Raw genomic sequence first — 18,179 nt, 5'->3', positions numbered from 1 at the left:
AGGGGGGCTTTGTGCTGCTAAAGCAAGCTTTCCGCCATCTGGGTCACCCAGGGGGATACCCCCGTCCTCCTTATCCCAGCGAAAGCCCGGTCTGGCCCGCCTTCAAACCACTCCTGGAAGAGTTCAGGGCGCGGGGCTGGACCGTTGGTTAAGACCTTCTAAAGGAGATGGGTGGGTTTGGCGGAGGCAGACCGGGTAAGCTCGGCCTCGAGGAGACCATGAAGCGATTCTCCCGGTTGGTGCTGTTTGGACTGGCCTTGATACTGGGTGCTTGTGTGCCACAAGCCGTTAGGCCGCAAGCCCCCCAGGTGGAGCTAGTACAATTCAACCTGGTCTCCATAGACCCTTTCAGTGGGCGGGGTGAATTTGACGTTCGCCTGCGCCTGACCAACACCAACTCCTTCACCCTGCCCTTGCTGGACACTACCCTGACGGCGGAATTGGGCGGTTCGCCGTTTCGCCTGACCCTGCCTGCCCTCGAAATTCCCTCAGGCGCCAGCCGCGAAACCCAGACCCGCCTGGTGGTTCCCATCGTAGAAGGCACCCGGGCCCTGGCCAGCCTGGTAAGTGGGCACAGTACCCGCTTGCGGTTGCTGGGTGAGTTGCGGGTTCAACTCGGCCCAGCCGTGGTTCCGATGGGGCCAGTTGTGCTGTTAGACCGCGAGGTGCGCATCCAGTTTGCCTTTCGACTTCCGACCATCCGCATTGTAGAGATTCGCCTCGATGGGCTGGCCATCCGGCTGGTTCTGGAAGTGGAAAACCCCAATCCCATCGGATTCACCCTGGAGGGCCCCCTGCGCATTCTGGTCGGCGGACGCAGCCTGACCGAGAGCGTTTTTAATCTGGGGCTCCCTCCGGGTGGGCGTAGCCGCAGCGAACAACGCCTGGGCCTGTCGGGACTGCCGGGACTGGGGGGTCTGAGTGTGGATTTGGGGCTTAATGCCCGTATTCCCGGTATCCTGGATCGTCCGGTGGCCCAGGTGTTGCAGGGCGTTTTGCGTTAGCTCGCTGGAAAAGTGCGGTCAGTGCAAGGCACCCACCGCTTGTTCGGCCACCGTCACCAGCTCACCCGAACGGATCAGCTCGCAGATACGCTGGAGTTCGGGCTTCAAGTAGCGATCCCTATCCAGATGGGGCACCTCCTGCCGGATCCGCCTCCAGACTGCCTCGACCCCCCTGCCCGGTCGGAGCGGGGCGTGAAAATCCAGGGCCTGGGCCGCCGAAGCCAGTTCAATGGCCAGCACCCAGAGGGTGTTCTCGAAGATGAACCGGGCCTTGCGGCAGCCTATAGTTCCCATCGAAACGTGGTCTTCCTGGTTGGCACTGGTGGGAATCGAGTCCACTGAGGCCGGATGGGACAGCACCTTGTTCTCGCTGACCAGGGCTGCAGCGGTATACTGGCTAATCATCAGGCCAGAGTTTAGCCCGCTGCCTACTGCCAAAAAGGCTGGCAGGCCCGAAAGCGCTGGGTTAAGCATCTGCTCGATGCGCCGCTCGGAGATACTGGCCAGTTCTGCCAGAGCAATACCCGCATAATCGGCGGTCAGGGCCAGAGGCTGGCCGTGAAAGTTACCGGCGGAGATGGTGCGTTTTTCATCAGGGAAAATCAAGGGGTTATCGGTCACGCTCTGCATCTCCCGCAGCACCACCTCCCGCACGTGGGCGATGGCATCGCGGCTGGCCCCATGCACCTGGGGGGCCGCCCGCAACGAGTAGGCATCCTGCACCTTGTCGCAGTCTATATGCGAGTGCATGATTTCGGAGTCTTGCAGCAGCCGCCGCACATTGGCGCTGGTGGCCGCCATGCCGGGATGCGGCCGCAGATGGGTTACGGCCTGGTCGAAGGGCCGGTGGCTGCCCTTGAGGGCTTCCACGCTCATCGCTACTGCAATATCGGCAGTCTTGAGCAGAACATCGCTATCGAGCAACAACAAGGCCAGCAGTGCCGTCATGGCCTGGGTGCCGTTGATCAGGGCCAGCCCTTCTTTGGCCTCGAGCTCGAGGAGATCCAGGCCCACCCCCCGCAGTACCTCCCCCGCAGGCCGAGTCTGTCCCTGGTACACAACTTCGCCCTCGCCCAGCAGCGGCAGACACATGTGTGCCAGGGGGGCCAGGTCGCCCGAGGCCCCTACCGAGCCCTGCGAGGGCACCACCGGGGTAATGCCCTGGTTGAGGAACTCGAGCAGGTAGTCCACCACTAGCTCGCGAACCCCCGAATAGCCCATGGCCAGGCTCTGGGCCCGTAGCAACAGCATGCCCCGTACCACCTCGGCGGGAAATGGCTCCCCCACCCCAATGGCATGAGAAAGCAGCAGATTGCGCTGGAGCAGCTTCAGATCTCTGGACTCAACCCGCAGGCTAGACAGTTTGCCAAAGCCGGTGTTGAGTCCGTAGACTGGCTCACCCCGTTCAACCAGTTCTTCCACAAAAGCGCGGCAGTCTGCTATCCGCTCCCTGGCGGTACCAGCCAGCCTGACCGGCCTGCCTTCGCGCACTATCTGTTTGAATACTTCCAGACTCAGACCATTATCGAGTTCGACCATATCTAAAATCTCCCTTGACCCGGGCCCTGTACAGGCTGTATACACAGCCTCGAGGATACCTGGTGAACCAGCCGGTCTGCTCGCATCTTAAGGCTGGGCAAACCTGGTGAACCCAGCACTACAAAAACAGCCTGGTCGATGAAAGGAGTTTACCATGAGTTACCGCGCCCCCCGAGGCCCCCATCGCAACGCCAGAGGCTGGATTCAGGAAGCCGCCAGGCGGATGCTTCTCAACAACCTCGACGCCGAGGTGGCCGAGCAGCCCGAAGAACTGATCGTGTATGGTGGGCGCGGCAAGGCCGCCCGTAGCCCTGAGGATTTGCAGCGCATCCTGGCGGTGTTGGAACGCCTCGAGAACGACGAGACCCTGCTGGTGCAGTCGGGCCGGGCGGTGGGGGTGTTTCGCACGCAGCCCCTGGCTCCACGGGTCATTCTGGCCAACTCCAACCTGGTGCCAAAGTGGGCCACCTGGGAGGAGTTCGACCGGCTGGATCGGCTGGGCTTGATGATGTACGGCCAGATGACCGCCGGAAGCTGGATTTACATCGGCACCCAGGGGATTTTGCAGGGCACCTACGAGACCTTTGCGGCTGCCGCTCGCAAGCATTTCGGCGGCTCGCTTCAGGGCACCATCACCGTCACGGGCGGACTGGGCGGCATGGGCGGGGCGCAGCCCCTGGCGGTAACCCTGTGTGGTGGTGTGGCAGTCTGCGTAGAGGTAAATTCCGACCGGATTCAAAGACGCCTGGACACCGCCTACCTCGACGTGCGGGCCGAGACCCTGGACGAAGCCCTGAGGCTGGCAGAGGAGGCTAAGCGCAAAGGGCAACCCCTCTCGATCGGCCTGTTGGGCAACACCGCCGAAGTGCTGCCGGAGATGGTGCAGCGGGGGTTCATTCCCGAGCTGGTCACCGACCAGACCAGCGCCCACGACCCCCTGTATGGCTACATCCCCATTCTGCAAGCCGACGAAGACCCCCAGGCGCTACGCCAGACCGACCCCAAAGAGTACCGAAAGCGGGTGCTGCACGATATGGCTGCCCACTGCCGCGCAATTGTGGAGATGCAGCAGCAAGGGGCCGTGGCTTTTGACTACGGCAACAATCTGCGGGCTTTCGCATTAGAGGGTGGCTTTGCCCATGCCTTCAGCTACCCCGGATTTGTACCGGCCTTTATCCGCGACCAGTTTTGCACAGGGCGCGGCCCCTTCCGCTGGGTGGCACTCTCGGGCAGGCCCGAAGACATCTACAAAACCGACCAGGCCATGCTCAAGCTCTTCCCCGACGACGCCGGCCTGCACCGCTGGCTGGCCGAGGGGGTGAAGAAGTTCAAGTTCCAGGGCCTGCCCGCCCGCATCTGCTGGCTGGGGTATAAGGAGCGTGACCGGGCCGGGCTGATCTTCAACGAGATGGTGCAGCGGGGCGAGGTGGAGGCCCCCATCGTGATCGGGCGGGATCACCTCGACGCCGGAAGTGTGGCCTCGCCCTACCGCGAGACCGAGTCCATGCGGGACAGCTCCGACGCGGTGGCCGACTGGCCCCTCCTGAACTTTGCCCTGAACGCGGTCTCGGGGGCGGCCTGGGTCAGCTTCCACCACGGCGGCGGGGTGGGGATGGGCTACTCCCTCCATGCCGGGCAGGTCACGGTAGCCGACGGCTCAGAGGAGGCGGCCTACCGCCTCGAGCGGGTTCTCACCAACGACCCTGGCACCGGGGTGATGCGCCATGCTCACGCGGGCTACGAGGAGGCGAAGCAGGTGGCCCACCAACGGGGCCTGGACTTAGCTGGATGGGAGCGCTGAGGTGGCGAAACGGCTCGAGCAAAAACTCACCCAGATCGCCAACCTGCGCAGAGGCCAGCCCACCCGTACCACCCTCCAGACGCTGGAATCCATCCTGAGCAGAGAACAGGGCGTTGTGGTTGCCAGGGCAGCCGACCTGGTCGCAGAGTGGGGATTGCTCGACCAGCAACCTGCACTGGCAGGGGCGTTTAAGCGGCTGCTGGAAGGCGGCGCCGATACCGACCCCCAGTGCTGGGGCAAGCTGGCGCTGGTCAAAGCCCTGCAAACCCTGGGCTGGCCCCACCCCGAGGTCTACCTGCTGGGCTGCCGCTGTGTGCAGATGGAGCCGGTCTGGGGCGGCCAGGAGGATAGCGCCCCGTCGTTGCGGGCGCTCTCGGCACTGGCGCTGGCGGACTGCCCCAGCGTTTCCAACGACCAGGCTATGGACGAACTGGTGCGGCTGCTGGCCGACCCGGCCTGGAATGTGCGGGCCGGGGCCGCGCAAGCCGTAGCGAACCTGGGCTACCCCTACGGCGCACCGCTGCTCAAGCTGCGGGTATTGCTGGGAGATCCCGAGCCCAGGGTGATTGGAGCCTGTCTGGACGGGCTATTGCATCTTGCTCGAGCCCGGGCGGTGCCCTTCATTCGTGAGCTACTGAGCCACGCAGATGCCGCGTTTCGCCTCGAGGCCCACTGCGCCCTGGCCGCCTCCAGCCTGCCCGAAGCGGTCGGGTCTGCGACTGCGGAGTGGAAGGCCCTGGCTGACGCCCGCTCACGCAAAGCGGTCATGGCTGCACTGGCCAGTTCGCCCACCCCTTTGGCACTGGAGTTTTTATTTGGGCTACTCGCAATAGACAACCGCTCCGACGCCACGGCTGTTCTGGCTGTGGTCGGCCCAAGGCTGGGTGAAGCCGATCTCCGCCAGCGCGCCCTGCGAGCCATCGCGCAAAACCCCAACCCCGCCCTGCGGGCCGAGCTCGAGGCCCTGCTGTGAATCGCATCTTTGGGGGAATCTCCGAGCTGTACACGCCCAGGGTGCGCCTGCAGCAGGCCGCCCTCGCGCTGGAAAACGGGTGGCTGGTCTGGGTGGGCCAGGAAACCGACCTGCCCGACCGGTACCGCACCTGGGAACGCTTCGACCTGGGAGGGCGCGGGGTGGTGCCCGGCATCGTGGACGCTCACACCCACCTGGTCTATGGCGGCGACCGGCTGGACGAGTATCTGCGTCGGGCCAGAGGGGAAAGCTACGAGGCGATTCTGGCGGCGGGGGGAGGGATTTATTCAACCGTACGGGCGACCGATGCGGCTTCTGAAGAGGAGCTGTACGCGCAGGCTCGAGGCCGAGCTGAGAAGTTCCTGGCGGCAGGTGTCACCACCCTGGAAATCAAAAGCGGTTATGGCCTGGAGCCCCAGGCCGAACTCCGGATGCTGCGGGTCATTCAGAAGCTGAAACAAACCCTGCCCCAGCACGTCTTCCCTACCCTGCTGGCCCACGTTGTTCCCAGGGGCTGGGAGCGGCAGAAGTACGTGCAGATGTTCGCACAAGAACTGATCCCCGAGGTGGCCCAGGCGGGCCTGGCCGAAGCGGTAGATGTATTCTGCGACCAGGGGGCGTTTACCCTGAGCGAGACCAGAAAAATCCTCGAGGCCGCCCTGGCTAACGGCCTGAAGACCAAAGTCCACGCCGAGCAGATTGTCCACACCGGGGCTGCCCGGCTGGCGGCGGAGCTGGGGGCGCTGTCGGCGGATCACCTCGAGCAGACCACCCCCGACGACTGGCAGGCGCTGGCCAGCAGCGGCACGGTGGGCACGGTACTTCCTGGGGCCGCGGTCATCCTCCGCAAACCGTTCCCCAACATCCGGGCGATGTGGGATGCTGGGGTAAAGGTCGCCATCGCCACCGACCACAACCCGGGCAGCAGCCCACTCTTTAGCCCCTGGCTGGGAATGCAACTGGCCATCAGCTTAGGCCCCCTTACGGCTGAAGAAGCCCTGACGGCCCATACTTCCCATGCTGCCAACGCGCTGGGAAGAGGGGATCTGGGAAGGCTCGAGGTCGGGAGCAGGGCCGACTTTGTGGTGATGGACTCGCCCCATGCACTGAAGCCCCTCTATCACTGGGGAGACCACCCCATTCACGCTGTGTACGTAAACGGCAGCAGCATCCTGCGACAAACCCCTGGAGCCTAGCATGACCCACCCCCCCCTCGAGCAAATCCTATCCCTGCGCGACAAGCGAGCTTTAATCACCGGAGCCGCCGCAGGCATCGGCAAAGCCATCGCCAGACGGTATGCCGAGGCCGGAGCCACCCTGCATCTTGTGGATATTAATGCCGCGAAGCTGGCAGATGTCGCAGCAGAACTGTCTGGCCTCGCCACCAACATCCAAACGCACGTTCTGGACTTGTCCGATAAGCCCTCTATTGCCAGTCTATGGGCTTCTTTTGACGGCAACGAACCCCAGATACTGGTCAACAACGCAGGCATTTATCCCGAAAAACCGGTCTCGGAGGTGGATGAAGCTTTTTACCGCAAGGTGATGGAGGTCAATCTCGACTCGGTTTTTTGGATGTGCCAGGAGATGATTACGCGACGCGCCAGGCGCGGCGGAATCATCATCAACATTGGTACTATTGAGTCCATTCTGCCGTTTAAGGATGGACTGGCCCTCTACACCACCAGCAAAGCTGGCGTGATTGCCCTCACCAGGGCACTTGCCAAAGAATATGCCAAACACGGCTTCCGCGTGAATGCGCTGTTGCCAGGGGGTATCGTTACCGAAGGAACCAGGGCCGTTGCCAGACAGATCTTGCAGTTGAGGCTGGGACTCTTGAAAGTGGGCTACGATTTTCAGCAACGCCTACCCATCGGGCGGGCGGGCCAACCCGATGAGGTCGCCCGGATGGCTCTGGTACTGGCGACCGACCTGGCCAGCTATGTCAAGGGGAGTATAATTCCGGTAGATGGCGGCGTCCTCTCGGCCTAACCCAACCCGTATGACTGCACCAGAACTTTTACTACCCAGCACAGACTGGTTGAAGTAACATGAATCGGCTGCTGAAAGTCCGCCTCCTTGGCGCATTCCAACTCACCAGCGATCTGGTGGTGCACCTCGAAGAAACCAGCCTGGCACTCGACTTACCCAACCTGCCCTCCAACCGCATCGCGGGCCAGCTCTGGTGCATCGTGGGCGCAAGGGAAAGCTACACCAGGGCCATCGAGGCAGGCGGTTGGCAGGGGTTCTCGTGCAGCCTGGTGGAGCCCGGTGTAAAGCAATTGGTGCTTACTGCTTTGGAAGCAACCCAGGGTCGCTTGAACCTTATTGATTTCTCCGGATTGAGCGATTCCCAACTCGAGCTGGCCTTTGCGCTACTCGAGCACGAGGTTCAGCACCACGGGCAGCTGATCCGCATGGTGTATGGGAACGGATTAACCTTCCCCCAGAGCTGGAACCAGCGCTACACGGTCTAGTTTAGGGCGGGCTGCCATCGGATTGCGGCACGGTTTGCTTTTAACAAGAGATTGAACTGAAGGAAAAAAAAGGGGAAGAAGGGGATAAACCTAAGCTGCTAGGATAGAAAGCCCGGTCAGTAGCTGAGATTGGAGTATTTCAGCAGCTTTGTGCTGTGCTGCACGCCAAGAAAGGCCTGGACATTGTTTTTTTTGCTGCCGGATGTGGTGTAGGGCAGCGATGGCAAGGTCCGCATGTTTGAGTTGGGCAGCAAAGGAACGAGCCAGGCATTTGGATAAGCCAAGGTTCTGCTTGAGCAGACGATGTACCCGCTCCAAATCCCAACGGGCCTTCCAAGCTGCAAGGACTTCCTGGATACCCCTATCCAGGGTGGAGAATAAGGCCATCAGCTTGAAACCTTCCTTGTGGGGTAGCCAGATCAAGAGCATATCGAGTGGCCCCACCTCAGCTAAGGTGATCTGGAGGCGTTTGACATACCAGCCAAAACGCTTGTAGTAGCGAACCTTGCCGGGTGGATACTCTTCACCCAAGGCCCGGATGGACAGTAGCTGTTGCTCGAACTCCACCTTCTGATTCAGCCTGGCCCGAGCTACGAAAGGCACATCTTGTCCATAGAGCTTGGCCAGGTGAGCCTTGCCCGCAAACTGGTTATCAAACACCACCCCCGCAAGGCTGTAGCCGTTCTTTCGTATGACCTCGACGATCTCCCACAGGGCCTCACCTGGGGTTCGGTAGGGATACACCTCCGAACTCATGCTCTGCGTGGGGAAACCTTCCAAACTCAAGGGGTAAGGGGTTTCTCCATACCGCACCAGCCCACACGACAGCAGGTTATGACCCCATACTGGGGCTTTATCGCTACTTGAGTAGACCCGATCCACCCCCTCCATCCAGCACCCCTGGTGTGCTACGGGAACCAGGTCTACTCCCAGGTACATCCCCCTGGGTGCTTTCCGCAAACGAGCCTCTCGACTGGAGCGGTGGGGGTTGGCCTCTTGTCTGAGCAGACGACCACTATAACTGGGGCTGTACCCTAGGACCCCACTGGCCGCTATGGCGCTGGGACTTTTGTATTCGGATTGCATCAGCCCCAACACATATCCTTGTTCCCATCGCGGTAAACTGTCTTGTACGACTTCAGACATCGTACAGAAGTACCGTGCTGACCAAGTTCTTTCCTAGGACTCACAGCACGGTTCTTCTTTAGCACCCTGTTTTGCAGAGTAGTTCAATCTCTTGTTTTAAACCCGCCCCTTGGCCGCCTCCGGATCCGTGAATTGCGGCGCCTTCCACGGCAACCGCCCGAATCCCCACACCACAGGATCTGTATGGAGCATACAAACGTTCGGTTGCAGTGGAGGCCGGTATGGGCCACCAACAGAACCGGGCCGATCTGCTTCGACTACCGTCCTCGAGCCACCTCCTCCGCCTTACCCCACCAGGTGGACTGGGCAAAAGCCGACTGGCCCTCGAGCCCCAAACCCGGGGAAGACCAGCCCGCAGACTCGGTTTATAACGCACTCAAGGTCTTTGGCCCTTCACAGCAATAGCCCGAACTTCACCCGGAAAACGGTTCTTGCCGTTTTATCCCGACCAGCAGCACAATACCTCGGCCAACAATCGCGCACCTACCAACGCGCTCAGGCCGCTGGTATCCAGACTGGGCGCAAGCTCCACCAGGTCAAAACCAATCAGGTCGTTGTGCCGAATGGTCTCGGCTACTACCTGCATGGCCTCGCCATAAGTCAGCCCTTCAACTTCGGGACTGCTCGTACCCGGCAAAATCGAAGGATCCAGCACATCGGCATCGAAGCTGATGTAGACCTTTTTGCCTCTGGGCAGTTGCTCCAAAACCCACGACAGGCGCTGCCGTACGGTTTTGGCGCTGATGAGGGTATGGCCCCTGGACTTTGCCGCATGGAAGGCTTCGGGGTTGGTTCTCAGACCCCTCAATCCAATCGCCGTGATGTGTTTCAGTCCGGGTACATTCTCCACCGCGCGGCGGAAAGGGCTGCTGTTGGCGAAGCGGGTGCCATTGCGGCTATCCGAGTAGTCCAGATGTGCGTCGAGCTGCACCACGCAGAACTCGCCCAGGTCGTCGTAGGCCCGCAGAATCGGATGGCTAACCGAGTGGTCGCCCCCTACCAGCACCGGAAGCTTGACCCGCTGGCGCAACTCACGGGCGGCCTCGGTGATGCGGCGAAAAGACTCCTGATACTCGAGCTGGACAGGGTCTACATCGCCCGCATCCACCAGGGTCACGCTCTGGAAACGGTGGCTTTCGGACTCAAAATCAAAGTAGCCTTCCGGCCCCGGTGCATAGCGGCCCGATGCCTCGCGCAGTGCATTAGGGGCGAAGCGGGCTCCCGGGCGATAGCCCACCGCAAAATCGTAGGGGATGCCCAGAAGTCCCACCTCGGCTTGCCAGTCGCCCAGAAGGGGCTTATGCGGTGCTTTGAAAAAGGTGGCCGGGCCGGTAAAGGCCAGTTCCGTGTAACGCATTGCCATAGCTCCAGTCTGCGGGTTCACCGGGATCGAGTTGCCACCGGGGGCTTTAGACCCGCTCAAAGGTGTATTTCAGGCTATTAAGCAACCCCTCGAGCTTGAAGGATTCTTCCCTGGAAGGCACGGAGTCCAGGGTCGCGCTTACACTCCTGTCGCCGACCCGGCGGGGCGGAACCAGGATACGCCCTTTTCCGGCTCGTGGGCGCTTACCGCGAGCACCACCGGCAGCTTTCACTCTATGCCAGTCAATCATCCCACCATTTCCCAAACCGCGCTATAGCCCGAACCAGGTAAACGGATAGTAGCTCACCAGCTCAGCGCGGAAAGGTTCCACCAGTCGCACATTTTCTGGTGGTGCGGTGGGCTTGATCATATCCACCCTGGGGTTGAAATTGCCCCCGCCGATCTGACGCAGGATTTCCTGCGGGTTGAGGCTGGGCACCCCGAAGCCCAGCGCGGCATAGACCTGTGAGCGCACCCAGGCATACTCCTGGGGCGAGAAGTTCTGAAGGTTGAGGGCCTGCACCTGGATGCCCTTGGCATCCAGCATTAACGAACTCGAGTCGCGGAACAAGTCCAGCGCAGTGCGGTAGTCCAGTGTAAGCTGCCCCACCTGCTGGTTTGCTAACTGGTTAAGCCGGGCCTCAATCCGCTGGTAGCGCTCCCCAAGCTGCTCCTTCACGCTACGCTGCACCACCAGAAAGCGCTGCACCTGATCACGGCTCAGCAGCGCATTGGCGGGCGGTGTATAGGCGGTCTGCCGCTCCACCGTGTTGTCCAGCGTAATGATCTGGCGAAAATCGTTAACCAGCGTCTGGGCTGGGCGAATCAAGAACGAGTAGGCTGCCCAGCCCGCCAACCCCAAAAACAGCAACAAGCCAGAGCAACCCAACATGAACCATCGTGCCATAGTGATAGGATGGCATACCCTGAACCACAAGACTGCGGCCTTCAGTTCAATCTGGTTCCTGGAATAGCTCAATTGGATTGCCCGATGGGTCTTCGATCAGTACCTGGGATCCTCCCGGACCAGTGATGATTTCGTTCCTGAAACGGACGCCGGCCTCTCTCAGGGTCTTGACCAGCGCGTGGATATCATGGACTTGGATGACAATGCGATTCCACCCGCCCGGCTCTGGGCGACGGCCATCCGGCATCGGCCGGGCGGCGGAGGTATCAGGTCCGCTGACCCAAAGGGTGAGATCCTCCAAAGCGATGACTGCGAATGCGGGACCCCAGCGCTCCACTAACGAGAAGCCAAGCTTCTCCGTGTAGAACCGCAGGGCCTGTTCCACGTCCCCGACCATGTACCTAACGGTTGCCATTTACTACCTCCCCACTGCGGAGCTTAGAACGCGCCCGAAGGCCGGGCTTCGGCCGCCCGCCTGCGAGCAGAGCCAGCGCAGCGGTTCAGGTGCATGCCGTGTTGGGCGGCACTCAACATCTAGGCTTGACCCCCATGCTCGGTCCCGCGGATCCTGCTCAGACATGCTGATCCACCAGGATCGGGTTTCCGTCCGGGTCTACGACGACAAAACTGGCAGGCCCTACTGTACTTTCATCGGCTTCAGTCTGGAACTCTACCCCTTGCGCCTTCAACTGACGCTGAAGTTGGCGTACATCCGTAAACGCACCGAGTTTGCGCGCGTTGCTGTCCCAGCCAGGATTGAAGGTCAGGATGTTCTTCTCAAACATCCCTTGAAAGAGTCCAATGACGTGATCGCCATTCTTCAAGATCAGCCAGTTCTGCGAAACATCTCCCATGAAGACCCCGAAACCGAGCTTCTCGTAAAAAGCCTTGGAAGCCTTGATATCCTTTACGGCCAGGCTAATTGAAAAGGTGCCAAGTTCCATGCTTTGCTCCTTTGGCGGGTTCGTCGCGCCGATACATTGTACATGCTCGCCCGTGAATTCGAGCCCTGAAAACGGTGTCGTGCGCATCCGTATTCGCATCGAGTCGAAAGCCTGTACGGCCCCAAGTTGCCGCGCAACGTTCGAGTTCAGCGGCGTGCCACCTCAGTGAACCTCAGCCGATGAGGGCACACCTCGAGGGCCGGCGCGTTGGCAAGTCCGCTGCAACCGGTTGTTAGGCGGTACCCTTCCCTCTACGCGAAGGCACTGCTGCCTTGGTCTTGGCCGGTCGTACTGATCGTGCCTTGGAGCGCGACCGGCCGGGCTTAGAGTAGAGCACTGGCCTGTCTTGACGAACAATCTTGCCCTGCGCCTCCAGCTCACGGGCAACCGAGACCGTGTACCAGGAGACAGAACCTTCAAAATTCGGGAGCCTTTTCCCAACGAGCCGCGCAAGCTCTGTGAACCGGATTGGTTCGGTAGTCAGGACCGCAAATATGGCCTTCGAGACCTGTTCGTACTTGTCGGCGGCAATGGACAAGGGCTTCTTCCAGCCGACACCATTGACGACCACTCTTTCTTGAGTTTTCGCTCTTGTAGGCATACGGTTTCCTCCGATTTAGTTCGGATGAGCCTGGACTCGTTCAGCCCAACGACCAAGCTCAACGAGGCCTCGGCGTCGGTGGAGCGCACGGCGCGCTCACGAATTCCCGCGACGCTCGAACGGACAGCGGAGAGGCCGTTCGCTGCACCGCCCTGGTTATGCCACGAAATCGTCATCTCTAACTTTCCTTGAGCGTCCGACAATAATCTGAAACGGAGCCGTCCCAGTGACACCTCGAACAACGACCGGCAACAAAAGTGTGGACACATGGCTCGTATCCGTAAAGCAGATGCGCACACTCTGGACAGAGTGAATCCATGCGCGACGCGTCCGCAAAGAACAAGCTCCTGCACTCATCGCAGCTCCTCAGAGGTCGGTCAGTCATAAGAGCGTCCGAAGTGCCTAACTATTGATTAAACCGCACGTGCGGGAGATCATTCCGGAGGGAGAGATAAACCGCAGTGTCAGCAGCCGGGGGGCCGAAACGGTATTCCATTCAATCGTCTCCTTTTCTAAACCAGGTGCGCAAAACCATGCGGTTGCTTCCATGAGCCGAAAAACCGAAGCTTGGTGCTTGCATTACATTGTAGATTTTATCAGGTTCCACGGCAAGTGGCATCCTGCACAACTGGGGCCAGCCGGGATTAGGGTCTACCTCTCTCACCTCGCGATCGAGAAGGGCGTTTCGGCCTCCACCCAAAATGTAGCCTTCTCGGTTCTTAGGGAGTAGGGTATTTCACCAGGCGTACCTCGCTTTGCTACCCCAACGCCTCGGCGTACTTGTGGAGGGTCTCGAGTCCCACCTCACAACCTCTTTCCCAAACCTCGTATAATTTTGTCATGCCTCGAGCCAACCCGGTTCAACAGACTACGTTTGAGCAATACCTCGAGTCTGAAAAACGCTCTGAGATTCGCCATGAGTTCGTGGACGGCTATACCTTTGCAATGGCTGGTGGAAGCGACCACCACAACCGCATTGCAGGTCGCCTATACCGCTTGGTGTTCGATGCTGCGGAGGAAGCAGGTTGCGACCTATTCATCAACGACATGGTACTAAAGACCCCAAGCGATAAAGGCTACTACCCCGATTTATTCCTAACTTGCCAGGAGAACTCAGACGGCTCGAGGTTCAAGCGCTTCCCCTGCTGGGTTGTTGAGGTGCTTTCAGAAAGCACCGAGAGCATTGACCGGGGAGAGAAGTTGCACAGCTACAAAACCATTCCCACGCTTAAGGCTTATGTCTTAATCTCCCAAAACCAAAGGCTAGTCGAGGTGTACAGCCGCCTCGACGACAGCTCCTGGCGCTACGAAACCCTCGAGCCCGCCGATGGCAAACCCCTCAAGCTGCCCTGCATCAACCGCCCACTGAGCCTGGACGAAATCTACAAGGGCATAGAGTTCTGAGACCTCGAGCCCTACTTCACCGGTCTTACCTCTCTTCATATCCCCCACCGCCTCGGCGTATTGACCCCTCCACATACTTTGCCAGCTTCTCGAGGGACGAGTTCATAGCCACCTGGTGGTCTTCTGACCGGACTCCCTCGGGTACGTTCTCGGCGCGCACCGTCACCTGCGTTCCTTTACCTGCGGGCTGGAAGATCCAGGTCATGCGCATGACGCCGGAGAACGCGGGATCCTGGCTCTCGAACACTACCTCCTGCTCGATTCTTTGTCCCTCCTCGAGCCTGGTCAGCCGTACTTCCACCTCGTCGTATTCTTCCGCCGACTTGCCCTGCCCCGGATCGGCGTAGACCAGTCGCATCCGGTACGAGCCGCCTTCACGGAAGTCGAAGCGCAACATCTGGCCGGTCATGTTGTCGGGCGGGAGCCATCGCTCCATCGCACCCGGCTCTGCAAATGCACGATATACCGCCATAGGAGGCGCCAAAACCCACTTCGACCCAGAATCTACCCTGGTAACCATGTTTTCACGGCCATCCCTAATGGTAATACGAGTGTGCGACGTTCTGGTTACGAATCTTCAAAGGCGGAGGGCGCCGGGTTCAGCCGTGGTGGCTTACCGTGACCGCTACGCTCCCCCGCTTGCGCCCAGTTTCCACGTAGCGGTGGGCCTCGGCCATCTGCTCGAGCGCATAGCGGCGGTCAATCACCGGCCTCAGGCTGCCTTCTTGCGCCAGTTTCGCCAGTAGACGCACGTCCTCGGCCCGCTCGGTCGCTGGCCCGGCGACCACCTTTTTACCACTGACTGCCGACTCCCAGGGGGCCAGGAGCATCTGCCCCAACGTGGCCAGCACCAGCAACAAGCGCCCGCCCTTGCCGAGCGAAAGCTTGCTGCGGGCAAACGGAGCCGTGCCAACGGTGTCCACGATCACATCGTAGACCTCTCCACTGGCGGTGAAATCTTCCCTGGTGTAATCAATCACCCGGCGAGCCCCCAGCGACCGCACCAGCTCCGCGTTCGCGCCGCTGCATACTGCGGTCACCTCTGCGCCGAAGTGCTGGGCAAGCTGCACCGCAGCCACCCCCACCGCACCGGAGGCTCCATTGACCAGGATTTTGTCCCCGGCTTTCAGCCCGCCCCGTCGGAAGAAGTCCAGCGCGGTAGTGCCGCCAAACGGGAGGGCAGCCGCTTCCTCGAAGCTCAGGTTGGGCGGGATAAGAGCCAGCGCACCCTTCTCTGCTACGCACTTGTACTGGGCATGTGCACCCATGGCAGTACCGCTCATCCCGAACACCCGGTCGCCCGCCCTGAATTGGGTGACGCTTTTGCCGACAGCCTCGACCTCACCCGCAAACTCGCTGCCCAGGACGGTCTGCCTCGGGCGCACGACCCCCATAGCCAGGCGAATGATGAGACCGAACCCGGCAGGCACCTTCAGACCACGCACGCGGCAGTCTCCCGAAGTGACAGTGGTGGCATGAATCTTAACCAGTACTTCGTGGTCCTTCGGGGTGGGTCTGGGCAGTTCCGTAAGCTGCAAAACCTCGGGTGGGCCATATATTTCGCGCACGACAGCCTTCATGGTGCTTTGCTGTGCCGGGCGATCAGCTTTGCGGGTGTTCTGTTGGGCGGTTACTTTCATTTTTGAGCTCCCTTACCTTACACTGTAAGGCCCTGGAATAAGGTTAACCTTACGTTGTAAGATTGTCAATAGAGGAACTGCCCAATGCCCAGAAACAGTACGAAAATGCCTGGCGAAAAACCCCTGCCCAGAGCCCGCTTAAGTCGTGAGGGGGTGCTTCGGAAAGCCCTCGAGATCGCCGATCAGGAGGGTATCCAGGCCCTCACCATGCGCCGACTGTCCCAGGAATTGAGCGTAGAGGCCATGTCGCTTTATTACCACTTCGCCAACAAAGATAGGCTGTTGGACGGGATGGTTGATCTGGTTTTTGCCGAGATCGAGCTACCAGCCAGAGGTGCCTGGAAAAACCGGATTCGGGCTCGAGCCCTCTCCGCAAGGGCCGCCCTGGTGCGCCACCGTTGGGCGCTGGGGCTGATGGAGTCGCGCACCTCGCCCGGCTCCGCCACCCTGCACCACCACAATGCGGTACTCGAGTGTTTCCGCAGGAACGGCTTCTCGGTCGCGGCGGCGGCTCACGCCTACTCGCTCTTAGACAGCTACATCTATGGCTTCGTCTTGCAGCAGCTCAACCTGCCCTTCAACACCTTCGAGGAGGCTGGCCCAACCGCCGACAGCATCATGGCCGAGGTGGGGGCAGGGGAGTATCCCTACCTGGTCGAGATGGCCGTCGAACATGTACTCAAGCCCGGCTATGACTACGCCGAAGAGTTCGGGATTGGCCTCGAGATGGTGCTGGACGGGCTCGAGCGGCTGCGTGACCCGTCCTGAGTCAAAAGATCGGTGCCTCCAGCGCCAGCGGCAGAGGAGCCTGGCGAAACATTATTTGCTGCGTCGTTAGCATAAACGCCCAGCACCCACTTCAAAGTTTTGAATTGCCAGCCCAGAACAGAAAATATGCCACCTCGCCCTAAGCCATGGACGGGGGTGGGTGCGATAGTCTAGAGCCGATGAGTTGGCTAAAGAACATCCGGGTGGTGCTGGTGGGAAGTCAGGAACCGATGAATATCGGCGCCGCCGCCCGTGCCATACAGAACTTTGGCATTTCTGACCTGCGGCTGGTGGCCCCCGAACCACGGGTGCGGCAAGACCTGGAGCGTCGCCAGGACGGCTCGCTGGCCTACCGTCTGGCAGTACACGCCGAGGAGATCCTGGACCATTTGAAGGTGGTCGAATCCCTTCCTGCAGCCGTGGCCGATGCCCGACTGGTGGTGGGCACTACCGTGCGGGAACGCGAAATGTATACCGGAGCGGTGGTAGGCCCCAAAGACATGGCCCAGCGGGTAGCCCAGGTGGCTCCGCAGGGCAAGGTGGCGCTGGTGTTTGGCCGCGAGGCCTCGGGTCTGACGACCGACGAGATTGACCTTTCCCAACTGATCGTGCGCATCCCCACCTCCCCCAAGCAGTCCAGCCTGAATCTGGCCCAGGCGGTGCTGCTGTTGTGCTACGAAGTGTTTAACGCTGCACTAGACCCCCCCGAACCCGCCAGAGCCCAGCTAGCCGAGCAAGAAGCCCTCGAGCAGCTCTTCGACGACCTGCGCGAATACATCTTTGGTATTGGTTTTACCGATGAAAAGCGCCTCCCCTACGCGGTTCGGCGCTTCCGTCGGCTGCTCCACAAAGCCGACCTGACCCCTGGCGAAGTGCAGTTCTTGCGGGGTTTCTTGCATCAAAGCCGCTGGCATGCCCGACACGGCAAACGACCCTAGAGCATCAGGGCTGATTGCCGATCCTACCTGGACAGCGCTTGGCTGCCAACCCGCAACCCGATAACCTGTTAGACATGGAGCCCACGCCGAGCTTATATCGGCTGATTAAGCTGTATCGGCTATTTCTGCCGCTGCTGATTATGCTGGTAGTGGTGCTGTTTGAACTTTCACTGCGGCCCTACCTGGGCCAACCGGTGGCGTTCTGGCTAAACATGGGATTCTATGGTCTGGTGGGGCCCCTGGTCACCTGGATGACCCTGGAGTGGATTGCCCAGCAGGTGCAGGAGCGCGAGCGGGCCCAACAAGCCCTGGAGGCTGCCAACCGACGGCTGGCAGCCATTGGGGGCATACTCAAGCGGGCCGCGGTGGCCGACAATTTGGAACAAGCCCTGGCCTCCGTGGTACTGGAGGTGGCTCAAGCCCTGGGGATGGAGGCTTCCCTTACCCTCGAGGGGGTTCGGGCCACCTCTCCGGGTTTCAGGGCGGGGCCACAGCAACTTTATGGGCTGCCTTTGCCAGGAATGGCAGGGAGACTCGAGGTCGCCCTACCCCGCCCCCTCTCCGCCGAGGAGCTGGGTTTTCTGGAAGTGCTGGTGGCCGAACTGGCCGGGGCGCTGGACTCGGTACGTTCACGCAGCCGGGATCTGCTCACGCTCTACGAGGTAGATCAGGCC

General features: G+C 60.6%; 20 protein-coding genes and 2 pseudogenes. 13 read left to right on the top strand and 9 right to left on the bottom strand.

What is annotated here, in order from left to right:
- Both Q0288_RS06635 and Q0288_RS06630 read left to right on the top strand, forming a co-directional pair.
- Positions 1 to 152, top strand: a pseudogene (locus Q0288_RS06635) (dihydrodipicolinate synthase family protein); the annotation flags it as partial.
- Between the two features lie 66 nt (positions 153 to 218).
- A complete protein-coding gene (locus Q0288_RS06630) occupies positions 219 to 1,004 on the top strand; it encodes a hypothetical protein (protein ID WP_299428963.1) in 786 nt (261 codons plus the stop codon).
- An 18-nt stretch (positions 1,005 to 1,022) separates the two neighbouring features.
- Here Q0288_RS06630 and hutH read toward each other — a convergent pair whose 3' ends face one another.
- Positions 1,023 to 2,543 carry a histidine ammonia-lyase gene (gene hutH, locus Q0288_RS06625; protein ID WP_299428961.1) on the bottom strand — a complete coding sequence of 507 codons (1,521 nt, stop codon included), beginning with the start codon at positions 2,541 to 2,543 and terminating at the stop codon, positions 1,023 to 1,025.
- A gap of 154 nt (positions 2,544 to 2,697) precedes the next feature.
- Here hutH and hutU point away from each other — a divergent pair, with 154 nt between their 5' ends.
- Genes hutU through Q0288_RS06600 form a run of 5 tightly spaced genes read left to right on the top strand, consistent with a single transcriptional unit; the run spans position 2,698 to position 7,794 of the window.
- A complete protein-coding gene (hutU, locus tag Q0288_RS06620; RefSeq protein WP_299428959.1) occupies positions 2,698 to 4,344 on the top strand; it encodes a urocanate hydratase in 1,647 nt (548 codons plus the stop codon).
- A gap of 1 nt (position 4,345) precedes the next feature.
- Positions 4,346 to 5,317 (top strand): HEAT repeat domain-containing protein, encoded by a 972-nt coding sequence (locus Q0288_RS06615; RefSeq protein WP_299428957.1) that lies wholly within the window; start codon positions 4,346 to 4,348, stop codon positions 5,315 to 5,317.
- On the top strand, positions 5,314 to 6,513 hold the full coding sequence (hutI, locus tag Q0288_RS06610) for an imidazolonepropionase (protein WP_299428955.1): 1,200 nt from the start codon (positions 5,314 to 5,316) through the stop codon (positions 6,511 to 6,513). The genes Q0288_RS06615 and hutI overlap by 4 nt, the downstream gene beginning before the upstream one ends.
- A 1-nt stretch (position 6,514) precedes the next feature.
- On the top strand, positions 6,515 to 7,309 hold the full coding sequence (locus Q0288_RS06605) for an SDR family oxidoreductase (protein WP_299428953.1): 795 nt from the start codon (positions 6,515 to 6,517) through the stop codon (positions 7,307 to 7,309).
- Between the two features lie 59 nt (positions 7,310 to 7,368).
- Positions 7,369 to 7,794 carry a hypothetical protein gene (locus tag Q0288_RS06600; protein ID WP_299428951.1) on the top strand — a complete coding sequence of 142 codons (426 nt, stop codon included), beginning with the start codon at positions 7,369 to 7,371 and terminating at the stop codon, positions 7,792 to 7,794.
- A gap of 90 nt (positions 7,795 to 7,884) precedes the next feature.
- Here the strand turns inward: Q0288_RS06600 and Q0288_RS06595 are convergent, their stop codons facing one another.
- Complete coding sequence (locus Q0288_RS06595) at positions 7,885 to 8,754, bottom strand: transposase (protein ID WP_299428949.1); 870 nt, start codon at positions 8,752 to 8,754, stop codon at positions 7,885 to 7,887.
- 369 nt (positions 8,755 to 9,123) lie between these two features.
- On the opposite strand from Q0288_RS06595, the gene Q0288_RS06590 reads away from it, so the two are divergent.
- Entirely contained in the window at positions 9,124 to 9,345 is a 222-nt protein-coding gene (locus Q0288_RS06590; protein WP_299428947.1) for a hypothetical protein, read from the top strand.
- Positions 9,346 to 9,379: 34 nt separating this feature from the next.
- Here the strand turns inward: Q0288_RS06590 and speB are convergent, their stop codons facing one another.
- The 5 genes from speB to Q0288_RS06565 all read right to left on the bottom strand — a co-directional run bounded on the left by speB (position 9,380) and on the right by Q0288_RS06565 (position 12,154).
- Positions 9,380 to 10,297: an agmatinase gene (gene speB / locus Q0288_RS06585; protein ID WP_299428946.1), complete on the bottom strand. Its 918-nt coding sequence runs from the start codon at positions 10,295 to 10,297 to the stop codon at positions 9,380 to 9,382.
- 52 nt (positions 10,298 to 10,349) lie between these two features.
- On the bottom strand, positions 10,350 to 10,553 hold the full coding sequence (locus Q0288_RS06580; RefSeq protein WP_299428944.1) for a hypothetical protein: 204 nt from the start codon (positions 10,551 to 10,553) through the stop codon (positions 10,350 to 10,352).
- Between the two features lie 21 nt (positions 10,554 to 10,574).
- The gene (locus Q0288_RS06575) at positions 10,575 to 11,210 is read right to left on the bottom strand and encodes a hypothetical protein (RefSeq protein ID WP_299428942.1); all 636 of its coding nucleotides are present in this window, start codon (positions 11,208 to 11,210) and stop codon (positions 10,575 to 10,577) included.
- Between the two features lie 46 nt (positions 11,211 to 11,256).
- Positions 11,257 to 11,625 carry a VOC family protein gene (locus Q0288_RS06570; RefSeq protein WP_299428940.1) on the bottom strand — a complete coding sequence of 123 codons (369 nt, stop codon included), beginning with the start codon at positions 11,623 to 11,625 and terminating at the stop codon, positions 11,257 to 11,259.
- Between the two features lie 157 nt (positions 11,626 to 11,782).
- Positions 11,783 to 12,154 (bottom strand): VOC family protein, encoded by a 372-nt coding sequence (locus Q0288_RS06565; protein ID WP_299428938.1) that lies wholly within the window; start codon positions 12,152 to 12,154, stop codon positions 11,783 to 11,785.
- A gap of 1,148 nt (positions 12,155 to 13,302) precedes the next feature.
- On the opposite strand from Q0288_RS06565, the gene Q0288_RS18065 reads away from it, so the two are divergent.
- Positions 13,303 to 13,485, top strand: coding sequence for a phage integrase N-terminal SAM-like domain-containing protein (locus Q0288_RS18065; RefSeq protein WP_366914731.1), 183 nt, complete (start codon positions 13,303 to 13,305; stop codon positions 13,483 to 13,485).
- Positions 13,486 to 13,595: 110 nt separating this feature from the next.
- Positions 13,596 to 14,159, top strand: a complete 564-nt coding sequence (locus tag Q0288_RS06560) for a Uma2 family endonuclease (RefSeq protein ID WP_299428936.1) — start codon at positions 13,596 to 13,598, stop codon at positions 14,157 to 14,159.
- A 25-nt stretch (positions 14,160 to 14,184) separates the two neighbouring features.
- Here Q0288_RS06560 and Q0288_RS06555 read toward each other — a convergent pair whose 3' ends face one another.
- Positions 14,185 to 14,631: an SRPBCC domain-containing protein gene (locus tag Q0288_RS06555; RefSeq protein WP_299428934.1), complete on the bottom strand. Its 447-nt coding sequence runs from the start codon at positions 14,629 to 14,631 to the stop codon at positions 14,185 to 14,187.
- A 127-nt stretch (positions 14,632 to 14,758) separates the two neighbouring features.
- On the bottom strand, positions 14,759 to 15,799 hold the full coding sequence (locus Q0288_RS06550; protein WP_299428932.1) for an NAD(P)-dependent alcohol dehydrogenase: 1,041 nt from the start codon (positions 15,797 to 15,799) through the stop codon (positions 14,759 to 14,761).
- A gap of 105 nt (positions 15,800 to 15,904) precedes the next feature.
- On the opposite strand from Q0288_RS06550, the gene Q0288_RS06545 reads away from it, so the two are divergent.
- The 3 genes and pseudogenes from Q0288_RS06545 to Q0288_RS06535 form a co-directional block, all read left to right on the top strand.
- Positions 15,905 to 16,567, top strand: coding sequence for a TetR/AcrR family transcriptional regulator C-terminal domain-containing protein (locus tag Q0288_RS06545; protein WP_299428930.1), 663 nt, complete (start codon positions 15,905 to 15,907; stop codon positions 16,565 to 16,567).
- A gap of 179 nt (positions 16,568 to 16,746) precedes the next feature.
- Positions 16,747 to 17,505, top strand: coding sequence for an RNA methyltransferase (locus tag Q0288_RS06540; RefSeq protein ID WP_299428928.1), 759 nt, complete (start codon positions 16,747 to 16,749; stop codon positions 17,503 to 17,505).
- 74 nt (positions 17,506 to 17,579) lie between these two features.
- A pseudogene (locus tag Q0288_RS06535) lies at positions 17,580 to 18,179 on the top strand (sensor histidine kinase); the annotation flags it as partial.

The sequence above is a fragment of the uncultured Meiothermus sp. genome, from assembly GCF_937863175.1.
Taxonomy (GTDB): Bacteria; Deinococcota; Deinococci; order Deinococcales; family Thermaceae; genus Meiothermus.
Note: the sequence above shows the minus strand (reverse complement) of the source record. Positions and strands in the feature narration are given on the sequence as shown.

What these genes read in the sequence shown, in the direction of transcription:
- Q0288_RS06605 (WP_299428953.1), top strand. Translation starts at nt 6,515, where the DNA reads ATGACCCACCCCCCCCTCGAGCAAATCCTATCCCTGCGCGACAAGCGA.
- Q0288_RS06575 (WP_299428942.1), bottom strand. Translation starts at nt 11,210, where the DNA reads ATGGCACGATGGTTCATGTTGGGTTGCTCTGGCTTGTTGCTGTTTTTG.
- hutH (WP_299428961.1), bottom strand. Translation starts at nt 2,543, where the DNA reads ATGGTCGAACTCGATAATGGTCTGAGTCTGGAAGTATTCAAACAGATA.
- Q0288_RS06550 (WP_299428932.1), bottom strand. Translation starts at nt 15,799, where the DNA reads ATGAAAGTAACCGCCCAACAGAACACCCGCAAAGCTGATCGCCCGGCA.
- Q0288_RS06560 (WP_299428936.1), top strand. Translation starts at nt 13,596, where the DNA reads ATGCCTCGAGCCAACCCGGTTCAACAGACTACGTTTGAGCAATACCTC.
- Q0288_RS18065 (WP_366914731.1), top strand. Translation starts at nt 13,303, where the DNA reads ATGAGCCGAAAAACCGAAGCTTGGTGCTTGCATTACATTGTAGATTTT.
- Q0288_RS06545 (WP_299428930.1), top strand. Translation starts at nt 15,905, where the DNA reads ATGCCTGGCGAAAAACCCCTGCCCAGAGCCCGCTTAAGTCGTGAGGGG.
- Q0288_RS06630 (WP_299428963.1), top strand. Translation starts at nt 219, where the DNA reads ATGAAGCGATTCTCCCGGTTGGTGCTGTTTGGACTGGCCTTGATACTG.
- hutU (WP_299428959.1), top strand. Translation starts at nt 2,698, where the DNA reads ATGAGTTACCGCGCCCCCCGAGGCCCCCATCGCAACGCCAGAGGCTGG.
- Q0288_RS06590 (WP_299428947.1), top strand. Translation starts at nt 9,124, where the DNA reads ATGGAGCATACAAACGTTCGGTTGCAGTGGAGGCCGGTATGGGCCACC.
- Q0288_RS06570 (WP_299428940.1), bottom strand. Translation starts at nt 11,625, where the DNA reads ATGGCAACCGTTAGGTACATGGTCGGGGACGTGGAACAGGCCCTGCGG.
- Q0288_RS06555 (WP_299428934.1), bottom strand. Translation starts at nt 14,631, where the DNA reads ATGGCGGTATATCGTGCATTTGCAGAGCCGGGTGCGATGGAGCGATGG.
- Q0288_RS06600 (WP_299428951.1), top strand. Translation starts at nt 7,369, where the DNA reads ATGAATCGGCTGCTGAAAGTCCGCCTCCTTGGCGCATTCCAACTCACC.
- speB (WP_299428946.1), bottom strand. Translation starts at nt 10,297, where the DNA reads ATGCGTTACACGGAACTGGCCTTTACCGGCCCGGCCACCTTTTTCAAA.
- Q0288_RS06565 (WP_299428938.1), bottom strand. Translation starts at nt 12,154, where the DNA reads ATGGAACTTGGCACCTTTTCAATTAGCCTGGCCGTAAAGGATATCAAG.
- Q0288_RS06580 (WP_299428944.1), bottom strand. Translation starts at nt 10,553, where the DNA reads ATGATTGACTGGCATAGAGTGAAAGCTGCCGGTGGTGCTCGCGGTAAG.
- Q0288_RS06540 (WP_299428928.1), top strand. Translation starts at nt 16,747, where the DNA reads ATGAGTTGGCTAAAGAACATCCGGGTGGTGCTGGTGGGAAGTCAGGAA.